Origin of the sequence: Streptomyces sp. NPDC050433 (assembly GCF_044458565.1) — a bacterium.
Taxonomy (GTDB): domain Bacteria; phylum Actinomycetota; class Actinomycetes; order Streptomycetales; family Streptomycetaceae; genus Streptomyces.
In genome coordinates this window covers 98058-118626 of record NZ_JBITIB010000014.1, presented here as the reverse complement: position 1 = coordinate 118626, position 20569 = coordinate 98058, and the positions used below count along the sequence as shown (strand labels likewise).

General features: G+C 69.9%; 16 protein-coding genes. 13 read left to right on the top strand and 3 right to left on the bottom strand.

All coding sequences use genetic code 11. The annotated features are described in order from the left end of the window. Nucleotides 1–187 precede the first annotated feature (187 nt). Nucleotides 188–2032, bottom strand: coding sequence for a NovA family novobiocin export ABC transporter (locus tag ACIBLA_RS19115; protein ID WP_399199223.1), 1845 nt, complete (start codon nt 2030–2032; stop codon nt 188–190). Between the two features lie 116 nt (nt 2033–2148). Between ACIBLA_RS19115 and ACIBLA_RS19110 the strand changes: the two genes are divergently transcribed. From ACIBLA_RS19110 to ACIBLA_RS19095, 4 genes are all read left to right on the top strand, one after another. Then, a complete protein-coding gene (locus tag ACIBLA_RS19110) occupies nt 2149–2610 on the top strand; it encodes a MarR family transcriptional regulator (RefSeq protein ID WP_363241954.1) in 462 nt (153 codons plus the stop codon). Between the two features lie 143 nt (nt 2611–2753). Next, complete coding sequence (locus tag ACIBLA_RS19105; protein ID WP_399199222.1) at nt 2754–4217, top strand: Gfo/Idh/MocA family protein; 1464 nt, start codon at nt 2754–2756, stop codon at nt 4215–4217. A 200-nt stretch (nt 4218–4417) separates the two neighbouring features. Beyond that, nucleotides 4418–6286, top strand: coding sequence for an ABC transporter transmembrane domain-containing protein (locus tag ACIBLA_RS19100; protein WP_399199221.1), 1869 nt, complete (start codon nt 4418–4420; stop codon nt 6284–6286). After that, nucleotides 6283–8073: an ABC transporter ATP-binding protein gene (locus ACIBLA_RS19095; protein ID WP_363241950.1), complete on the top strand. Its 1791-nt coding sequence runs from the start codon at nt 6283–6285 to the stop codon at nt 8071–8073. The genes ACIBLA_RS19100 and ACIBLA_RS19095 overlap by 4 nt, the downstream gene beginning before the upstream one ends. A 158-nt stretch (nt 8074–8231) precedes the next feature. Here ACIBLA_RS19095 and ACIBLA_RS19090 read toward each other — a convergent pair whose 3' ends face one another. Beyond that, a complete protein-coding gene (locus ACIBLA_RS19090; RefSeq protein WP_363241949.1) occupies nt 8232–9023 on the bottom strand; it encodes a metal-dependent hydrolase in 792 nt (263 codons plus the stop codon). 108 nt (nt 9024–9131) lie between these two features. Here ACIBLA_RS19090 and ACIBLA_RS19085 point away from each other — a divergent pair, with 108 nt between their 5' ends. The 8 genes from ACIBLA_RS19085 (at nt 9132) to ACIBLA_RS19050 (ending at nt 18742) form a co-directional block, all read left to right on the top strand. Further along, nucleotides 9132–11714 (top strand): DEAD/DEAH box helicase, encoded by a 2583-nt coding sequence (locus tag ACIBLA_RS19085; RefSeq protein WP_399199220.1) that lies wholly within the window; start codon nt 9132–9134, stop codon nt 11712–11714. Nucleotides 11715–11750: 36 nt separating this feature from the next. Then, on the top strand, nt 11751–12623 hold the full coding sequence (locus tag ACIBLA_RS19080; protein ID WP_363241947.1) for an acyl-CoA thioesterase II: 873 nt from the start codon (nt 11751–11753) through the stop codon (nt 12621–12623). A gap of 52 nt (nt 12624–12675) precedes the next feature. Next, nucleotides 12676–13164: a glutathione peroxidase gene (locus ACIBLA_RS19075; protein WP_363241946.1), complete on the top strand. Its 489-nt coding sequence runs from the start codon at nt 12676–12678 to the stop codon at nt 13162–13164. Between the two features lie 396 nt (nt 13165–13560). Beyond that, nucleotides 13561–14661, top strand: coding sequence for an ABC transporter ATP-binding protein (locus ACIBLA_RS19070; protein WP_399199219.1), 1101 nt, complete (start codon nt 13561–13563; stop codon nt 14659–14661). A 34-nt stretch (nt 14662–14695) separates the two neighbouring features. After that, a complete protein-coding gene (locus ACIBLA_RS19065; RefSeq protein WP_399199218.1) occupies nt 14696–16081 on the top strand; it encodes an ABC transporter substrate-binding protein in 1386 nt (461 codons plus the stop codon). Next, nucleotides 16078–16935, top strand: coding sequence for a metallophosphoesterase (locus ACIBLA_RS19060; protein WP_399199217.1), 858 nt, complete (start codon nt 16078–16080; stop codon nt 16933–16935). The genes ACIBLA_RS19065 and ACIBLA_RS19060 overlap by 4 nt, the downstream gene beginning before the upstream one ends. Then, nucleotides 16929–17885 carry a carbohydrate ABC transporter permease gene (locus tag ACIBLA_RS19055; protein ID WP_399199216.1) on the top strand — a complete coding sequence of 319 codons (957 nt, stop codon included), beginning with the start codon at nt 16929–16931 and terminating at the stop codon, nt 17883–17885. The genes ACIBLA_RS19060 and ACIBLA_RS19055 overlap by 7 nt, the downstream gene beginning before the upstream one ends. Nucleotides 17886–17896: 11 nt before the next feature. Further along, nucleotides 17897–18742, top strand: coding sequence for a carbohydrate ABC transporter permease (locus tag ACIBLA_RS19050; RefSeq protein ID WP_363241941.1), 846 nt, complete (start codon nt 17897–17899; stop codon nt 18740–18742). Here ACIBLA_RS19050 and ACIBLA_RS19045 read toward each other — a convergent pair whose 3' ends face one another. Next, nucleotides 18743–19654, bottom strand: a complete 912-nt coding sequence (locus ACIBLA_RS19045; RefSeq protein ID WP_399199215.1) for a LysR substrate-binding domain-containing protein — start codon at nt 19652–19654, stop codon at nt 18743–18745. Between the two features lie 198 nt (nt 19655–19852). Here ACIBLA_RS19045 and ACIBLA_RS19040 point away from each other — a divergent pair, with 198 nt between their 5' ends. Beyond that, complete coding sequence (locus tag ACIBLA_RS19040) at nt 19853–20506, top strand: HAD-IA family hydrolase (protein WP_399199214.1); 654 nt, start codon at nt 19853–19855, stop codon at nt 20504–20506. The last annotated feature ends 63 nt before the right edge of the window (nt 20507–20569 follow it).

Below are 20569 nucleotides of genomic sequence, written 5' to 3'. Positions count from 1 at the left end.
GCGATTGCGCTGTCCCAGCTGTGCATCATCACGAGGAGAACGCACCACTATGAACGTCATCACCAACCTGCTCGCCGGCCTCGTCCACTTCGTCGGCTGGCTCGTCTGACGCACCCCTACAACCGGCGCCGTCGCTTCCCGTCCCAGGGAGCGGCGGCGCTGCCGTGTCCGCCGTGTCCGCCGTCCGTCAGGCGGCGCTCGTGCGCGCGTCCTGTGCGGCGGCCAGGGGCGTGGGTGTTCCGTCCCTGCGGACGAGCGCCGCGTATCTGCCGTCGCGGTCGATCAGCTCCTCGTGCGTACCGCGCTCGGCTATTCGCCCCGCGTCGAGGACGACGATCTGATCGGCGTCCCGCACCGTCGAGAGCCGGTGCGCGATGGTGATGGTCGTACGGCCCTCGGAGAGGGCGTCGATGGCCTGCTGGACCGCGTGTTCCGTACGGGTGTCGAGCGCGCTGGTCGCCTCGTCGAGCACGAGGACCGGCGGGTCGCGCAGGATGGTGCGGGCGATCGCGAGGCGCTGTTTCTCGCCGCCGGAGAACCGGTATCCGCGCTCGCCGACCAGCGTGTCGTACCCGTCGGGCAGGGCGGCGATGTGGTCGTGGATCTGGGCCGCCCTGGCCGCCGTCTCGATCTCCTCGTCCGTCGCGTCCGGCTTCGCGAAGCGGAGGTTGTCCGCGACGGAGGCGTGGAAGAGATACGTCTCCTGCGACACGACGCCGACCGCGCGGGCGAGGGTGTCGAAGCTCAGGTCGCGTACGTCGACCCCGTCGAGCAGGACCCGGCCGCCCGTCACGTCGTACAGGCGCGGTACGAGATAGCTGAGGGTCGACTTGCCCGATCCGGTGGGACCGACGACGGCGAGGCTGCCACCCGCCGGAACGGTCAGATTCACGCCGTGGAGGGTGTTGCCGTCCTTCTCGTCGTAGCTGAAGTCGACGCCGTCGAAGCGCACTTCGCCCCGGATCTTGTCGAGCGCGACGGGGCTGGCCGGTTCGGTGATGTCGACGGGCAAGTCGAGGTATTCGAAGATGCGCTGGAAGAGCGCGAGCGACGTCTGCATCTGCACGCCGGTGGAGAGCAGGCTCACGGCCGGGCGGAAGAGGCCCTGCTGGAGGGAGACGAAGGCGACGAGCGTGCCGATGGACACGGCGGTGCCGCCGGACTGGAGGACGAAGCCGGCCGCCCAGTAGATGACGGCGGGCATGGCGGCCATGACGATGCCGATGACGGACATCCGCCACCGCCCCGCCATGTTCGACCGGACTTCCAGGTCGACAAGGCGCTCGGACTCCGCGGCGAAGGATGTGGTGAGTGAGTCGGCGCGCCCCATCGTGCGGCCGAGGAGGATGCCGCTCACCGACAGCGACTCGGTCACCGTGGCGGCCATCGTGGCCATCTGCTTCTGCCGTTGCAGGGTGATCCGCTTGCGCTCACGGCCGACGCGGCGGCTGATCCACACGAACACCGGCAGCAGGAGCAGCGAGACGACGGTCAGCCGCCAGTCCAGCGCGAGCATCGCCACGACGGTGGCGATGACGGCGGTGAGGTTGGAGACCAGCGAGGTGGCGGTGGAGGTGACCGTCGCCTGCATGCCGCCGATGTCGTTGGCGATCCGGGACTGGACCTCGCCGGTGCGCGTGCGGGTGAAGAACGCGAGCGGCATGCGCTGCAGCTGCGCGTAGACGGCCGTCCGCAGGTCGTGCATGACGCGCTGGCCGACCGTCGTGGAGATGAGGGTCTGGACGACGCCGAAGACGCCACTGAGGACGGCGGCGAGGATCATGCCGAGGGCGAGCAGGCTGAGCAGCCCGGTGCGGCCCTGCGGGATCGCGGTGTCCAGGATCTCGCGCAGCATGAAGGGCGAGACGACGGCCACGAGGGACGAGGCACCGACGAGCAGGCCGACGACGGCGAGCCGACCGCGGTACGGACGGAACAGCCGGAAGATACGGCGCAGTTGGGCCGGTGGCTCGGGCTGGGAGGGATCCTGCGGCCGGGCGGAGGGCCTCCAGGTCGACAGTTCGGACTTCATGGGCTCCTTCGAGGGATTCGGGGAGAAGAGATTCGGGGCAATACGGGAAAGCATGGAGGAGCATAGCTCACTGTTACCTAGCTTCACAATGTACGTAGTCCTGTTATTATTCCGCCATGAGCACCCCCGACGCCGACGGCCTGCTGGCCGAACAGCTCCTGAGGCTGACCCGCAGGCTCCACCGCGTCCAGAAGCGCTATCTGGAGCCGATCGGGATCACCCCCGCGCAGTCCCGCCTGCTGCGCACGGTCGCCTTCTACGACAGTCCGCCCCGGATGGCGGATCTCGCCGAGCGCCTGGAAGTGGTGCCGCGCGCCGTGACGAGCCTGGTCGACGGCCTGGAGTCGAGCGGCTGTGTACGCCGTGCGCCCGACCCGACCAACCGCCGGGTGATCCGGATCGAGCTGACCGAGACCGGCCGGGGCGTGCTGCGGGCGCTGCGTGACGCGCGCAGGTCGGCCGCCGAGGACATCCTGGCGCCGCTGACGGCGGACCAGCGCGACGTGCTCGGCGGGCTGCTGTCGGCGCTGGTGGGCGGACCTGTCGACGAGGGGGGCGTGCCGGTCCGGCGCTGCTGAGCGGGTTCCGGCCACCGCTCCGAAGAGTCCAAGGGTCCGATCGAAGAGTCCAAACGAGGCCTCTTGCGCATCGCCAGTCCCAACTACCAAGGTCCTTCCCGAGGTTCAATTCCGCCGCGCACGTCAGCTCCTGTGGAGGCTTCATGAACGACGCAGCACAGCAGAACCCCGGCAAGGACGACGACAACGGCGGCTCGATGAGCCGCCGTTCCGCTCTCCGGACTACGGCGGGCGTCGCCGGCGCCGGGCTCGGGCTCGGCGCCCTGGGCAGCGGCACCGCCGCCGCGGCCCAAGCCGCCCCTGCCGCCCAAGCCGCCCCGGCCCCAGCCGGCGCCGAATCCGCCGTCCCCGAGCGCCAGGGCCGCACCATGGCCGGTGTGCCCTTCGAAAGACGCTCCACGGTCCGCGTCGGCATCATCGGCCTCGGCAACCGCGGCGGCAGCATGATCGACCTGTTCCTCGCGGTGCCCGGCGTCCAGGTCGTCGCCCTGTGCGACACGGTGCGGGACAAAACCCTCAGCGCCGCCGCCAAGGTCGTCAAGGCCGGGCAGCCCGCACCCGCCGTCTACACGAAGGACGAGCACGACTACGAACAGCTCTGCGCGCGCGGCGACGTCGACTTCGTCTACGTGGCCACTCCGTGGGACTTCCACTTCGAGATGGCCAGGACGGCCATGCTGGCCGGCAAGCACGTCGGCGTGGAGTGTCCGATCGCGATGCGCCTCGACGAGCTGTGGAAACTGGTCGACCTCTCCGAGCGCACCCGGCGCCACTGCATGCAGCTGGAGAACTGCGCGTACGGCAAGAACGAGATGCGCGTCCTGCGGATGGCGCACGCGGGCCTGTTCGGCGATCTGCTGCACGGCGCCGGCGCGTACAACCACGACCTGCGCGGCCTGATGTTCGATCCGGACTACTACGAAGGCCCCTGGCGCCGGCTGTGGCACACCCGGCTGCGCGGCGACCTCTATCCGAACCACGGCTTCGGCCCCGTCGCCAACTACCTGGACATCAACCGCGGTGACCGCGCCGTCAGCATCACCAGCATCGGCACGCCCGCACTCGGCCTCGCCCAGTACCGCGAGGAGAACATGCCGCCGGGCGACGCCAGTTGGAAGGAGACATACGTCAGCAGCGACCGGACGATCAGTCTCGTCCAGACGGCCAAGGGCCGGGTCGTCCGGTTGGAGCACGACGTCTCGACACCGCACCCGTACAGCCGGATCAACAGTCTCGGCGGCACCAGGGGCGTCTTCGAGGACTATCCGGCGCGCATCTACATCGAGCCGGACCACGCGAACGACGAGTGGGGCGACTTCGGCGCGTACGCCGAGTGGGACCACTGGCTGTGGAAGGAGCACGCGAATCCGCCCGGCGGGCACGGCGGGATGGACTACATCATGGTCTTCCGGCTGATGCAGTGCGTCCGGCTGGGTCTCGTCCCCGACTTCGACGTGTACGACGCGGCGACGTGGACCGCCCCCGTACCGCTGAGCCACGCGTCCATCAAGGCGAACGGCCAGCCGCAGCAGATTCCGGACTTCACCCGCGGCGAGTGGAAGAAGTCCCGCCCCGGCACGGACTCCGAGAAGCCGTCCGAGGCTTAGGGGGCCGGCCCGAGGTGCAGCCCGAGGTGCAGCCCGAGAAGTAACCCGAAAGGCCGTAGGCCCGGTCGGTGCGAGCGCGCCGGCCGGGCCTTGCCACGCCCGCTCCCGGCGTGGCCGAGAAGCGAATAATCGATTGCCCCGGAGCGTCCCTGAAGGACAACCTTGCACGGTTTGGGCAATCCACGACTCACTGGGACGTCATGCAGATTCGCGATCTTCCGTATCCCGATCCCGGCACACCCGATGCCCGGTCAGGACCGCGTTTCCTGTACTGGCTCGGGCGCCGTCAGCTGCGCGGACAGCTGAAATCGCTCTCCTGGGGGCTGCTCCACCAGCTGGGCGTCGCCGGGCTGCCGCTGGGCGCCGGACTCGCCGTACAGGCCGTCGTGGACCGCTCGGGCGGGCGCCTCGCGCTGGCCGGTGCCGTCATCGCCCTCTTCGGCGCCGCGATCACCCTCGGTGACACGATGCTGCACCGCGCGGCCGTCACCAACTGGATCACCGCGGCGTCCCGCGTCCAGCAGCTGCTGTCCCGCAAGACCGCCGAGCTGGGTTCGGCACTGACCCGCAGGGTCGCGGCCGGCGAGGTGGTCGCCGTGTCGACGGGGGACGTCGAGAAGATCGGCTGGTTCGTCGAGGCGCTGTCGCGCTTCCTGGCGGCGGCCATCGCCGTCGTCGTCGTGTGCGTCGGTCTCGTGCTGTACGTGCCGTCGATCGGCGCGGTCGTGGCAATCGGCGTGCCGGTGCTCGCCCTGGCCGTACTCCCGCTGCTCCCCCGCGCCACCCAGCGCGCCGACGTCCAGCGCGAGAAGGCCGGCCGGGCCACCGAGCTGGCCGCCGACACGGTGGCCGGACTGCGTGTGCTGCGCGGCATCGGCGGCGAGGAGCTGTTCCTCACGCGCTACCGGGAAGCCTCGCAGGAGGTCCGCGAGGCGGCCGTGCGCAGCGCCCGCATGTGGGCGCTGATCTCGACGATCCAGGTGTTCCTGCCGGGCGTCCTGCTGATCACGGTGGTCTGGTACGGCGCGATCCTCGCGGGCGACGGCCGGATCTCGGTCGGCGAACTGGTCACCGTCTACAGCGCGGTCACCCTGCTGCTCTTCCCGCTCCGGCACTTCGAGGAGATCGCCATGGCGTACTCCTTCTCGCGTCCTTCGGCGACGCGCGCGGCCCGCGTGCTGCGGCTGGAGCGGACCTCTTACGAGGAGGAGCGCGGCGGTCTCGACGACGCCCGGCCCACCGGTGACCTCTTCGACCCGGCGACCGGTCTGCTGGCCCCCGCCGGTCGGCTGACCGCCGTCGTGTGCGGCGACCCCGACGCGGCCGGGCGGCTGGCCGAACGTCTGGGCGGGCACACGGCCGACGAGGAGAAGCTTCCGTCCGCGCTGCTCGGTTCGGTGGCGCTCGACGACCTCCCGCTGGACGCGGCGCGCGCCTCCGTCCTCGTACAGGACAAGGATCCGGTGCTGCTGTCCGGCACGCTGACCGAGCTGCTGGACGTTCCCGCGTCCGGCGCCGTGGAGCCGAAGGACGCCCTGGACGCCGCGCAGTGCGACGACGTACTCGCCGCGCTCGTGCAGGCGTCGGTGGACGGCAGCGGCGACCCGATGCGCTCGCGCATCACCGAACGCGGCCGGTCGCTCTCCGGTGGGCAGCGCCAGCGGCTCGCGCTGGCCCGCTCGCTGGTCGCCGACCCGGAGGTGCTGGTCCTGGACGAGCCCACATCGGCGGTGGACTCGCACACGGAGGCGCGGATCGCGGAAGGCGTACGGCGCCTGCGGAGCGGCCGTACGACCGTCGTGTTCGCGTCGTCGCCGCTGCTGCTCGACCGGGCGGACACGGTGGTGTTCGTCCACGACGGGAAGGTCGCGGCGACGGGGGCGCACCGGGAGCTGCTGCGGGACGACCCGCGCTATCTGAACGTCGTCACGCGCCGCACGGACGACGAGGCGGAGGCCGAGGCCGAGGCCGAGAACAGGGCGGGCGACGACGCCTCGGGCGACGGGGCGCATCTGCCGACACCGCTCACGACACCGGAACAGCTGGAAGAGATCGAGGAATCCGCATGATCGGCGTGGCACCACCGGAGTACGACCCGGCGGCACCGGAGTCGGCCACCACCCTGCCCGTGGCCCGTCCGGTGACCGTACGGGCCTATGTCGTGGAGCTGCTGCGGCGGCACCGCAAGCCGTTCGTCCTGCTCATCGCGGTCAACGCGGTCGCGGTGATCGCCTCGATGGCGGGTCCCTATCTGCTCGGCGGCGTCGTCGAGGACCTGTCCGAGGGCGCCAAGGGGGCGCAGGAGCTTCATCTGGAGCGCACCGCCGTCATCTTCGCGTGCGCGCTCATCGTCCAGACCGTCTTCACCCGGATGATGCGGCTGCGCGCCGCGATGCTCGGTGAGGAGATGCTGGCCGACCTGCGCGAGGACTTCCTCGTACGGTCGGTACGGCTGCCGCCCGGCGTCCTTGAGCGCGCCGGCACCGGCGACCTGCTGTCCCGGATCACCACCGACATCGACCGGCTGGCCAACGCGATGCGCGAGGCCGTGCCCCAGTTGGCGATCGGGGTGGTGTGGGCGGCGCTGCTGATCGGCGCGCTGGCGGTCACCGCACCGCCGCTGGCGCTCGCGGTGGTGCTGGCGCTGCCGCTGCTGATCGCGGGCTGCCGCTGGTACTTCCGGCGGGCACCTGCGGCGTACCGCGCGGAGGCGGCGGGGTACGCGGCGGTGGCCGCGGTGCTCGCCGAGACGATCGACGCCGGCCGGACGGTGGAGGCGCACCGCCTCGGCCGCCGCCGGGTGGCGCTGTCCGACCGACGCGTCAAGGAGTGGACGGCGTGGGAGCGGTACACGCTCTACCTGCGGTCGGTGCTCTTCCCGGTCATCAACCTCACCCACGTCACGATCTTCGCGGCGACGCTGGTGGGTGGCGGTGTCTTCGTGCTCCAGGGCTGGATCACGGTCGGGCAGCTGGCGACCGGTGCGCTGTTCGCGCAGATGCTGGTCGACCCGGTCGGTCTCATCCTGCGCTGGTACGACGAGCTTCAGGTGGCGCAGGTGTCGATCGCCCGCCTCGTCGGCGTACGCGAGATCGAGCCGGACGACGGCGACGAGAAGGTCGTGCCGGACGGCAGGGACGTCAGCGCCGACCAGGTCAACTTCGGCTACCGCGAGGGCGTCGACGTCCTCCACGAGGTGACACTGGACGTCGCTCCGGGCACCCGCGTCGCCCTGGTCGGACCGTCCGGCGCGGGCAAGTCCACGCTGGGGCGGCTGCTCGCCGGGATCTACGCACCGCGGACGGGCCGGATCACGCTCGGCGAGGCCGAACTGTCCCGGATGCCCGCGGAGCGGGTGCGCGGGCATGTCGCCCTGGTCAACCAGGAGCACCACGTGTTCGTGGGCTCGATGCGCGACAACCTGCGGCTGGCCCGCGCGGACGCGGCGGACGCCGAGCTGTGGGCGGCGCTCGGTGCGGTCGACGCCGACGGCTGGGCCCGCGCGCTCGATGACGGGCTCGACACCGAGGTCGGCTCCGGCGGTACGGCGCTCACCCCGGCGCAGGCCCAGCAGATCGCGCTGGCACGGCTGGTGCTGGCCGACCCGCACACGCTGGTGCTGGACGAGGCGACGTCACTGCTCGACCCGCGCGCCGCCCGGCATCTGGAGCGGTCGCTGGCGAAGGTGCTGGACGGCCGCACGGTCGTGGCCATCGCACACCGCCTGCACACCGCGCACGACGCGGACGTGATCGCGGTGGTCGAGGAGGGCCGGATCAGCGAACTGGGCAGCCACGACGCCCTGGTGGCGGCGAACGGCGCGTACGCGGCGCTGTGGCGCTCCTGGCACGGCTGAGTTTCCGCCTCCTCCGGCGTGTCCGAAGGGCTACGGGGGTGAACGTGTCGGCCGTCCCGGGCCGGACGGGACCTCACGGACATGCCGTGCCGACCGGTACGCGGGCTCGGGGGGGCGCCGCCCTGCCCAGTCCCCCCGCCCCGACCGAGAGCGTGCCGTCAGATCACGTTCAGCGCCGCCGCGCCGCCCACCCCGCCCAGCAGCATGAACACCGGCATCAGCACCTTCAGCTCCACCCAGCTGCCGGCCCGGAAGCGGATCGCCTTCGGTGGTCCGATCGGGTACCAGCGTTTGCGGCCCACCGGGATCGGCCACAGGATCGGGCAGCCCGACACCGTCAGAGCGTCGCCGATGTCGTGGACCAGCGCGCCCAGGACGATCGGCAGGCCCAGCCACAGGTACTCCTGGCCCGGCGCCGTGAACAGCCAGTCCGAGCCGTTGCCCGGCTTGTCCAGTACGCCGGCCAGGATCCACGCGCTCGTCGCGCCGAGCAGCCACACGAGTACGTCGCTCGACATCCGTGCCGCCCGCCAGAGCAGCCCCTCGACGGCGAGCACCATATGGACGAAGAGCAGCGCGAGGACCGCCCACCGGCCGCCGAGGATCGCGAGCGCGGAGGCGCCGCCGCCGATCATGACGGCCCAGAGCCAGGTGTGTGTGAGGGTGCGGTGGCCGCCGGTCCTGCGCGGGTCGGCCGGTTTCTTTGTCGCCTTGTAGACCGCGTACGACATCTTGTCGACGATGCCGCACAGCGCCTTGGACACCGGTCCGAACGCCCGCGAGATCGTCGCCGACTTGTGGTCCAGGTCGGGCGCGAGCGCCGCCCCGGCGCAGATCAGCGCACCGACGACCAGCACCGGCCAGGGCATGGCGCGGTCCGCCGCCGCCGCGGCGGCTCCCACCCCCAGCCAGGCCGCCGCGCCCGACAGCGAGTGCGCCGGCCCCATCATGGTCGTCCCCGCATGGTCGATCCCCGCCCCGTCGTCGCTGTGGTGGTGCGTGCTGAAGGGTCCATCACCGTTGCGGCGAGGCCCAGTTGACAGGGCAGCGTATCGTCCGTGATCTTCGGCTGGTCGTCCGGTTCCCTCATCGGGGCGGAAGGCAGGCAAGATGGGGGCGTGACCCTTATCGATCAGCTGCCGCCGGATGCCGACCCCGATGCCCTCTTCGAGGCCTTCTCGTCATGGGCCGAGGGCGAGGGCATCGCGCTCTATCCGGCTCAGGAGGAGGCGCTGATCGAGGTGGTCTCCGGGGCCAACGTGATCGTCTCCACCCCCACGGGATCCGGAAAGAGCCTGATCGCGGCGGGTGCGCACTTCACGGCGCTGGCCGCGGACAAGGTCACCTTCTACACCGCTCCGATCAAGGCGCTGGTGTCGGAGAAGTTCTTCGACCTGTGCAAACTCTTCGGTACGGAGAACGTCGGCATGCTGACGGGCGACGCGTCCGTGAACGCCGACGCGCCGGTCATCTGCTGCACGGCGGAGGTGCTGGCCTCCATCGCCCTGCGCGACGGCAAGGACGCCGACATCGGCCAGGTCGTGATGGACGAGTTCCACTTCTACGCCGAGCCGGACCGCGGCTGGGCGTGGCAGATCCCGCTGCTGGAGCTGCCTCAGGCGCAGTTCATCCTGATGTCGGCGACGCTCGGCGACATGTCGCGGTTCGAGGAGGATCTGACGCGCCGTACGGGGCGGCCCACCTCCGTCGTGCGCTCGGCGACGCGCCCGGTGCCGCTGAGTTACGAGTACCGCCTCACCCCGATCACCGAGACGCTGACCGAGCTGCTGGAGACCCGTCAGGCGCCGGTCTACATCGTGCACTTCACCCAGGCGGCGGCCGTCGAGCGCGCGCAGTCGCTGATGAGCATCAACATGTGCTCGCGGGAGGAGAAGGACCGGATCGCCGACCTGATCGGCAACTTCCGCTTCACCACCAAGTTCGGCCGCAACCTCTCCCGGTATGTGCGCCACGGTATCGGGGTGCACCACGCGGGCATGCTGCCGAAGTACCGCCGACTCGTCGAAAAGCTGGCGCAGGCCGGTCTGTTGAAGGTGATCTGCGGTACGGACACGCTCGGCGTCGGGGTCAACGTCCCCATCCGTACGGTGCTGTTCACCGCCCTCACCAAGTACGACGGCACACGCGTGCGTACGCTGCGTGCCCGTGAGTTCCACCAGATCGCGGGCCGGGCCGGCCGGGCCGGTTTCGACACGGCGGGCTTCGTCGTCGCGCAGGCTCCCGAGCATGTCGTGGAGAACGAGAAGGCGCTCGCCAAGGCGGGCGACGACCCGAAGAAGCGCCGCAAGGTGGTCCGCAAGAAGGCCCCGGAGGGTTTCGTCGCCTGGTCGGAGACGACGTTCGACAAGCTGATCGGTTCCGACCCGGAGCCGCTGACCTCCCGCTTCCGGGTCACGCACACCATGCTGCTGTCGGTCATCGCGCGGCCCGGCAACGCCTTCGAGGCGATGCGCCGTCTCCTGGAGGACAATCACGAGCCGCGCAAGCAGCAGCTGCGGCACATCAGGCGCGCGATCGCCATCTACCGGTCGCTGCTGGACGGTGGCGTGGTGGAGCGCCTGGACACCCCGGACGCCGAGGGCCGCATCATCCGGCTCACGGTCGACCTCCAGCAGAACTTCGCGCTCAACCAGCCGCTGTCGACCTTCGCGCTGGCCGCGTTCGAACTGCTGGAGCCCGGCTCGCCCTCGTACGCGCTGGACATGGTCTCCGTCGTCGAGTCGACGCTGGACGACCCCCGGCAGATCCTCGCCGCGCAGCAGAACAAGGCGCGCGGCGAGGCGATCGGCCAGATGAAGGCCGACGGCGTCGAGTACGAGGAACGGATGGAGCGGCTTCAGGAGTTCACGTATCCGAAGCCGCTGGAGGAGCTGCTGTGGCACGCGTACGAGGTCTACCGCACCAGCCATCCGTGGGTCGGCGACCACCCCGTCTCGCCGAAGTCCGTCATCCGTGACATGTTCGAACGGGCCATGACCTTCACGGAGTTCACGTCGCACTACGAGCTGGCGCGCACCGAGGGCATCGTGCTGCGCTATCTCGCGGGCGCGTACAAGGCGTTCGAGCACACCATCCCCGACGATCTGAAGTCGGAGGACCTGGAGGACCTGATCGCCTGGCTCGGCGAGATGGTGCGGCAGGTCGACTCCAGCCTCCTCGACGAGTGGGAGCAGCTGGCCAACCCGGAGGTGGAGACCGCCGAACAGGCGCAGGAGAAGGCCGACCAGGTCAAGCCGGTCACCGCGAACGGCCGCGCGTTCCGGGTGCTGGTGCGCAACGCGATGTTCCGCCGGGTCGAGCTGGCGGCGCTGGACAAGACGTACGAACTGGGCGAGCTGGACGCCGAGTCGGGCTGGGACGCGGATGCCTGGGGCGAGGCGATGGACGGGTACTGGGACGAGTACGAGGAGCTGGGCACCGGTCCGGACGCGCGCGGCCCGAAGCTGCTCGGCATCGAGGAGGACCCGGAGCACGGTCTGTGGCGGGTCCGGCAGTCGTTCGCCGATCCGAACGGCGACCACGACTGGGGCATCAGCGCGGAGGTCGACCTCGCGGCGTCCGACGAGGAAGGCCGGGCGGTGGTCCGCGTCACCTCCGTGGGCCAGCTGTCCGCCCTGTAGTTCGACCACCCACCTCACCCTGTGGAGAACGGAAAAATGACGAATCCCGCCGAGCGGCTGGTCGATCTGCTCGATCTTGAGCGGATCGAGGTCAACATCTTCCGGGGGCGCAGCCCGGACGAATCGCTGCAACGGGTCTTCGGCGGACAGGTCGCCGGCCAGGCGCTGGTCGCGGCCGGGCGCACCACGGGGAACGACCGGCCGGTCCACTCGCTGCACGCCTACTTCCTGCGGCCCGGCACACCCGGCGTGCCGATCGTCTACCAGGTCGAACGGGTGCGCGACGGCCGGTCGTTCACCACGCGCCGGGTCACGGCGGTGCAGGAGGGACGGACGATCTTCAATCTGACGGCGTCCTTCCACCACGCGGAGGAGGGCGGCTTCGAGCACCAGCTGCCGCCGCGTCTCGACTTCCCGGACCCGGAGTCGCTGCCGACGGTCGCGGACGAGGTCCGGGAGCATCTGGGCGGGCTGCCGGAGGCGTATCAGCGGATGGCGCGCCGTCAGCCGTTCGACATCCGCTACGCGGACCGGCTGCGCTGGACGGCCGAGGAGGTCAGGGACGCCGATCCGCGCAGCGCGGTGTGGATGCGGGCGGTGGGCCCGCTGGGCGACGACCCGCTGGTGCACACGTGCGCGCTGACGTACGCGAGCGACATGACGCTGCTGGACGCGGTCCGTATCCCGGTCGAGCCGCTGTGGGGGCCGCGCGGGTACGACATGGCGTCGCTGGACCACGCGATGTGGTTCCACCGGCCGTTCCGCGCGGACGAGTGGTTCCTGTACGACCAGGAGTCGCCTATCGCGACCGGCGGGCGGGGGCTGGCCCGTGGGCGTATCTACGACCGGTCGGGCCGGCTGCTGGTCTCGGTCGTCCAGGAGGGGCTGTTCCGCAAGCTCGGCGGCTGAGGCGCGACAATGGGCGGACAGGGGGAGACCCGACTGTTCCGAGGAGACCTTGATGACTCTGTACGACATCCCGCTGCGCACCCTGACCGGTGAGCCGACGTCCCTGGCCGCGTACAAGGGCCGGGCGGTGCTGGTGGTGAACGTCGCGTCCAAGTGCGGCCTGACCCCGCAGTACGAGGGTCTGGAGCGGCTCCAGCAGACGTACGGCGACCGGGGCCTGACGGTCCTCGGCGTGCCCTGCAACCAGTTCGGGGGCCAGGAGCCGGGCAGCGCCGAGGAGATCGAGACGTTCTGCTCGACGACGTACGGCGTGAGCTTCCCGCTGCTGGAGAAGTCCGAGGTCAACGGCGAGAACCGGCACCCGCTGTACCGGGCGCTGACCGAGCACGCGGACGCCGGGGGCGAGGCGGGCGACGTGCAGTGGAACTTCGAGAAGTTCCTGATCTCCCCGGAGGGCGAGGTCGTGGTCCGTATCCGTCCCCGCACGGAGCCGGAGGCCCCTGAGGTCATCACGGCGATCGAGGCTCAGCTCCCCGCGTAGCACTCACTTCTGAGACCGATGCCCGGCCCGTGACAGTGGGGCCGGGCATCGGTGCGTCGGGGCCGGGGGTCCTACGAGAATCAGTGCTGCCTGAGAAACAGAGCATTACGCCCTGAAGGTTTCTCCCGCCCCAGGGAATCGGTCTTCCGTCCGAGGAAGACGCGCCTTTGCAATACCGGCGTGTTGGCGGCTCACTCCCTCTCGCTCGATTGTGTTTCCTGATCGCCGATTGTGTCCGCGCGACGGAAGTTTCACTGTCATCCCAGTTCAACGCCGATGTGACGGCAATTCGCGGACCTCATCGCGGCGATTTCCGTTCACCGGCCGTACATGGATGGCTGTTGCACTTCGCCTCCCGGCGGCATTCGCCGAAACACGAAGAGGGAGCGCGCATCCGTGAGCCGTATTCAACTGGAAGGACTGACCCGGCGTTTCGGTTCGGTGACCGCGGTCAATGACGTGTGGCTCGACGCCGCCGACGGTGAGTTCGTGGTCCTTTTGGGACCGAGCGGCTGCGGCAAGTCGACTCTGCTGCGGATGATCGCGGGCCTGCTGCCGCCGACCGGCGGCCGCGTGCTCCTCGACGACCGCGACATCACCCACACCCCGCCGCAAGGCCGCGATCTGGCCATGGTGTTCCAGAGCTACGCGCTCTATCCGCATCTCTCGGTCGCGCGGAACATCGGATTCCCGCTTCGGGCGCGAGGTCGGTCCAAGGCACAGATACGGGCCAAGGTGAAGGAAGTCGCCACGGTGCTCGACCTCGACGGCCTGCTGGACCGCAGGCCCAGGGAGCTCTCCGGCGGCCAGCGCCAGCGGGTGGCGCTGGGGCGTGCGTTGGTGCGGGACCCCGGCGCGTTCCTGATGGACGAACCGCTGTCCAATCTGGACTCGAAGCTGCGGTCCACCACCCGTGCCGAGATCTCCGCTCTGCATCGGCGGTTGGGTGCGACGTTCGTCTACGTCACACACGACCAGGTCGAAGCCATGACCATGGCGACCGAGATCGTCCTGCTGAACGACGGCAGGGTGGAGCAGGTAGGCACCCCGGAGCAGGTATACGACGAACCCGCTTCGGCGTTCGTCGCGGGATTCCTCGGCTCGCCCGCGATGAACCTTCTCGAGGCGACCGTCCATGCGGTCGACGGCGTGCTGTCCGTGCGCGGCGCCGGCATCGACCTGCCTCTCGGGATCGACGCCTGCATTCCCGAGCGCCCGGTAACCCTGGGCGTGCGGCCGGAACACCTCACCGTGAGTGCCCCGGGGGACACCGGTATCCGCGGCGTCGTGCGCGCCGTGGAGAACCTCGGCAGCGAGGAGGTCGCGCACGTCCTGGCGGGTGAGTCGCGACTGTGCCTGCGCGGACCACGGCCACTGGGGCTCCGTGTGGGCGACCCGGTTCATCTCACGGTTCAGCCCCGGCATCTGCATCTTTTCGACCCGGCGAGCGGGCGCCGCCTGACCTGGCGGGCCACCCCTGTCACCACCTCTTCCTGACCCACGATTTCCCATCCCACGAAGGGCAACCACCATGAGAAGTAAGAAGACGTTGCTGGCGGGCGCCGTGTCGGCGCTTGTGATCACACTGACCGCCACAGGCTGCGGCCTGGGCAGCGGCACACCCGACAAGACCGCGCCCGTGAAGCGCGTTCCCGAGCTCAAGGCCGGCCAGAAGGTCTCCATCGTGCTGGAGAGCTACAACTTCGGCCAGGCGGGAGCGTGGACGGACACGTTCAACGAGCTGATCACCGAGTTCGAGCAGGCGCACCCGAACATCGAGGTGACGGGGCAGAAGCCGCAGGGAAACAGCGCGAACCCGGCTTCGGACACAGTGACGAGCCTGCAGAGCCAGCTCGCGACCGGCAATCCGCCCGACGTCGCGCAACTCGGTTTCAGTGACCTCGACTTCACCGTGAACCAGCTCAAAGCCGCGCCCCTGGACGACCTGTTCGGCAAGGACGCGGTGCAGAAGAACTTCGCGGGAACCACGTACCCGTACGCCAAGAACGCGCGCACACTCGGTGATTGGAAGGGCAAGACGTACGGCGTGCCGTTCGTGTTCTCCACACCGGTCCTCTACTACAACGCCGAGCTGTTCACCGCCGCGGGACTGGACCCGGCCAAGCCGCCGGCGACGTGGGCCGAGGTCGAGCGGGCCGCGCTGGCGATCAAGAAGAAGACCGGCAAGGACGGCGCCTATGTGGATTGCCTGACCAAGTCCGCGAAGGACTGGTGCTTCCAGTCTCTGGTGCGCTCGAACGGTGGCCGTGTCATCTCCGACGACCGCACGTCGCTGCGGTTCGCCGAACCCGCCGCGGTCGAGACCGTCCGGACGATGCAGGGCATGGTGCGCTCGGGTGCGATGCCGAACCGCACCCAGATGCAGGCCGTCGAGGGCTTCACGCGTGGCGACCTCGGCATGATCCTTGAGTCCAGCGCCGTGCAGGGGACCTTCGAGAAGGGCGCCAAGGACAAGTGGGAGCTGCGGTCCGCCGCGATGCCCTCCTTCGCCGGCAAGCCCGTGGTGCCGACCAACTCCGGCGCGTCCCTGTTCGTTCTCGCCAAGGACCCGGCCAAGCAGCGGGCCGCGTGGGAACTGATCAAGTTCCTGACGAGCGAAGAGGCCTACACCACCATCTCGACCAAGATCGGCTACCTGCCGCTGCGCACGGAGCTGGTGAACGATCCGGCCGCGCTGAAGCCGTGGGCGGACAAGAACCCGCTGATCAAGCCGAATCTGGAGCAGTTCGCCCGGATGGAGCCCTGGGTGTCGTTCCCCGGCGCGAGCTACGTGCAGGTCCGCGACGGCATGATGGAGGCCGTCGAGAACTCGGTGTTCCAGGGTGCGGACGCGGGGACCACGCTGCGGACCAAGCAGGACGAGGCCGCGAAGCTGATCCCGGGTGGCGGACGGTGAATGACGACAACCGGCCCGACCTGACTCTGATCCAGCTGTCCGACACCCACATCATGCCCGACGGACAGCTGATGCACGGCACCGTCGACACGATGGACAACCTGGTGGCCGCGGTCGAGACGGTGGAGGCATCCGGTCTCCCGGTCGCGGCGTTCGTACTCAGCGGCGATCTGACCGACAGCGGCAAGGCGACCGCGTACCGGCGGTTGCGTTCGGTCGTCGAGCCCGCCGCGGCGCGGCTCGGCGCCGAGGTGGTCTACGCGCCGGGCAATCACGACGATCGGGCCGCGTTCCGGAGCGAACTGCTGGACGAGCGGCCGTCGACCGAGGAATACGACGTGGTGCGGATGATCGGCGGACTGCGGGTTGTCGTGCTCGACAGCACCGAACCCGGCCGTCACGACGGGCATGTGTCACGGTCCCAGTTGGACTGGCTGGCCGACGTGCTCGCCGAGCCGGCACCGCTCGGCAGTCTGCTGGTGACCCACCACCCACCGCTGCCCTCCCCCGTTCCGACGGTGCACCTGCTGCGGATGCGCGAGGCCGACCGGCTGGCCGCAGTGCTGGCGGGCACCGATGTACGGATGGTGGTCACCGGGCACGCGCACCACACCGGATGCGGTGCGCTGTCCCGGATCCCTGTGTGGGTGGGGCCCGCGACGGCCTACGGCGTGACGGTGGTCCCGCCGAAGGGCAGGCTCCGCGCCGCCGCCCACACCGCGTTCAGCCGCATCGACGTCTTCGGTGAGCACGTGGTCGCGACCGCGGTGCCGATGTCGCGGGCCGCCTCGGTGTACGACGTCGACGAGGCGGACCGGCTCCGGTACATCCGGGAGGTCGTCGGAACATGGTGAGCGGAGAGTTCACCGAAGTCTCGGTGGTACGGCCGCGGGTCCCCGCGGCCGTACCCGCCGCCCGGCCCACGTGGTGGCGCCGGGCGGCCCGCGCCGCACCCCCGTATCTCTATCTCGCGCCCGCGTTGGTGATGCTGGTGGTGTGGACCTACCGGCCGCTGGCGCAGACCGTGCAGTTGTCGTTCCACTCGTGGAACCTGCTGCCGACCTCGCCGATGGCCAATGTGGGCCTGGCCAACTACGAACGGCTGCTCTCCACCCCGGACCTGGGTGATTCGGTGTGGCGCACGGTGCTGGTCATCCTGGGCCTGCTGCCGTTCACGGTGGTCGTCCCGGTTCTGGTCAGCCTGTTGTCGCGCCGGGTCCAGGGCCGGGCGGGCGCGGCGTACCGGGCGATGGTGTTCGCGCCGATGCTGGTGGCTCCGGTCGCGGGTGCGGCTGTGTGGCAGTGGCTTCTCGACCCGGACTCCGGTGTGGTCAACTCGGCGCTGGGTACGCGGATCAACTGGCTGCACGACGCCGGGCCGGCACAGATCGCGATCATCCTGATCACCGGCTGGCACCTTGTGGGGTTCGCGGTGTTGGTGGTGTCGGCCGGCCTGACCGGGATCAACCCCGACTACGCCTCGGCCGCGCAGGTGGACGGTGCCTCGCGGGGACAGATCCTGCGGTGGATCACCCTGCCGATGCTGTCGCCGACGTTGGCGTTCCTGCTCCTGATGACGGTGCTTCTGTCGGCCCAGTGGACGTTCCCGCTGATCGACACACTCACCCAGGGCGGGCCGGCCGAGTCGACCACGACCGTCTACTACCTGTTGTGGGACTACGGATTCCACAGTTACGACGCGGGGCTCGGCGCCGCCGCGGGCGTGATCTTCTTCATCGGTTTCGTCCTGGTCGCCGCCGTGCTGGTGCGGCTGTCGGACCGGCTGAGCCACTACGACGACTGACGAGGCGGACGATGACAGTCCACACCGAATCCGAAGAGCCGCTCGGCGACCGGGGGACGGCGCGTAAGGCCGTCGGGCACGTCGTGCTCGGGCTGATGAGCCTGGGGTGCCTGTTCCCGATCTACTGGCTGTACGCAACCTCGGTGCGCGCTCCCGGCGACGTGCATTCCCTGTCGCTGCTGCCGTGGCCCTTGTCGCTGGCCAACTACGCCGACGCGTTGAACAAGACCGACATGTTCACGATGCTGGCGAACACCATGATCATCTCCGTGCTGACCGCGCTGGGCCAGTTGTTGACCGGGCTGCTCGCCGCGTACGCGTTCGCGGCGTGGCGGTTCAGGTTCGAGCGTCTGCTGTACCTGGCGTTCGTCGGCACTTGGCTGGTCCCGTTCCAGGTGACGATGCTGCCCAACTACGTGCTGCTCTCGCGGTTGGGCCTGCTCAACACCCTGGCCGGGGTGATCGTGCCGAACCTGTGCTCGGCACTGGGCGTGCTGATGCTGCGGCAGCACCTGATGGGCTTCCCGAAGGAACTGCTCGACGCGGCCAGGATGGACGGCCGGGGTTCCTGGAGCACGTTGTGGACCGTCGTTGTCCCGACGCTGCGGCCGGTACTGGCCGCGCTGGGAATACTGCTGGCCATCACCGCGTGGAACGAGTACTTCTGGCCCGCGATGGTGATGCAGCGCAGCAATGCCGTGGTGCAACTGGGACTGCGCAGCTTCATGGGCACCGAGGGCAACGACTGGGGGCCGCTGATGGCTGCTTCCGGACTGGCGTGTCTACCGGTGTTCGCGCTGTACCTGTTCCTTCAGCGGCACATCGTGAACGCTTTCGTCCGATCTGGACTGAAGTAGTCATCTCTCGTCCTGGACGCGGGCGGCGGCGGGCAGGCAGTCGACGAACGCGTCCACCAACGAGGCGCGGCCACCCACGGCCCACGCCGCGTACAGGTCCACCATGGGGACAGGATCGTAGAGCCGCACCACGGCGGTCCGTGAACCGCCGGGTGCGGCCCCGGTCAATTGCCCGCGCGACTCGGAGGCGAAGCCGACCAACGGTCTGATGGAAGCGAGAATGGCCGTGGCGCCGGGGTCGTCGACCTCCTCCGCCACGGTCAGCTGAATGCCGCTGCGCTCGGCAGCGGAGAAGATCACGTCGTACATCGCCGTGGACTGCGCCCGGTCGAAGAGGATGCAGGACTCGCCCGCCAGCTCACCGAACGCCATCCGGTCGCGTCCGGCCCACCGGTGCCTGCTGCCGACGACCGCGACGAGCGGGACCCGCAGCAGGTGCCGGTGACAGAGGCGGGCGGCGGTCGGCTTGCCGTAGACCATGGCCACGTCGATACGGTCCTGTGTGAGGGCGGTGAGTTGCGGGCCGGTGCGCATCTCCCGCATCTCCACGTCGATCGCGGGATACCGCGCGGCGAGAGTGGCCAGGGTGTCGGGGAGAACGCGCTGGCCGGCGGGGAAGTTGTAACCGACCCGGACGGTGCCGGCCCGGCCGGCCGCGGCAGCCCTGGCGGTCTCGCCCGCCCGCTGGACCCGGGCGACGATGTCGCTCGCCTCCTCGCGAAACACCACCCCGGCGGGCGTCAACCGCACTTCGTGGGAGTTCCGGGAGACCAGCTCGACCCCGATCGAGCGTTCCAGCCGCTGCAGGTGCTGGCTCAGCGACGGCTGCGCCAGATGCAGCCGTGCGGCGGCCCTGCCGAAATGCAGCTCCTCGGCGATCGCGAGGAACGACATCAGGTGACGCAGTTCCATTGTTCGACCTCCCTCGGGGCGCTCAGTGTCGTCCCGCCACGGTGCGCCCAGGTGAACACGCGGCGACAGACTCGTCACTCCCGCTGAACAGGCTGGCCGAGGGCCTTGCCGATCACCGTGGCCAATCGGGCGTTCGGTGATTGCTCCTTGCCGATGACAAGCGGGCTGTCCGAACATCGGCACGACGAGGGAGTGCGCATGGATGAGATCACGGTGGTCTGGTGCGACTTCGGTGGCGTTCTCACGCCACCGATCGACGAAGCGTTCGCCCGCGTGGTCGCGGCCGCCGCGGTGCCGGCGCGGGAGTTGCGTTCGGCTTCCGAGACCGTCGCCGCGGACATGGGGCTCACCGGTGTGGCACCCCTCGAACTCGGCCTGCTCAGCCAGGCCGAGTGGGGCCGCCGCGTCACCGCCGCCCTGGCGCCCCGGTGGCGTCCCCGCGTCGACCTCGGCCGGTTCGGGGACCACTTCTATGCCGACCGCGAGCTGAACCTCGCGCTGTTCGACCACCTCGTGGGACTGCGCGCACGGGGGATCCGGCTCGGCCTGCTGACCAACAGCGTCCGCGAGTGGGAACCGCACCGCGCGGCCATGCTTGCCGCCGCCGGGCGCTCCGCCGACGTTTTCGACGCTGTGGTGCGCTCGCACGAGGTCGGCGTCGCCAAACCGGACGAGGCGATGTTCAGCCTCGCCGAGGCAGAGTTCGACACACCGCCCGAGCAGTGCCTGCTGATCGATGACGCGGCGGCCAACTGCGCGGCCTCCCGCCGCCGCGGCTGGACTGCCGTGGCACACCTCGACACCGAACGCACCATCGCGGCCCTCGCCCGATGCGTGCCGCGGAGACAGTGAGCACCTCCGAGGACGGCGATGGCCGCGACGGGGACGGCGTCGCCTGCGGGTGGCGCTCCCGGA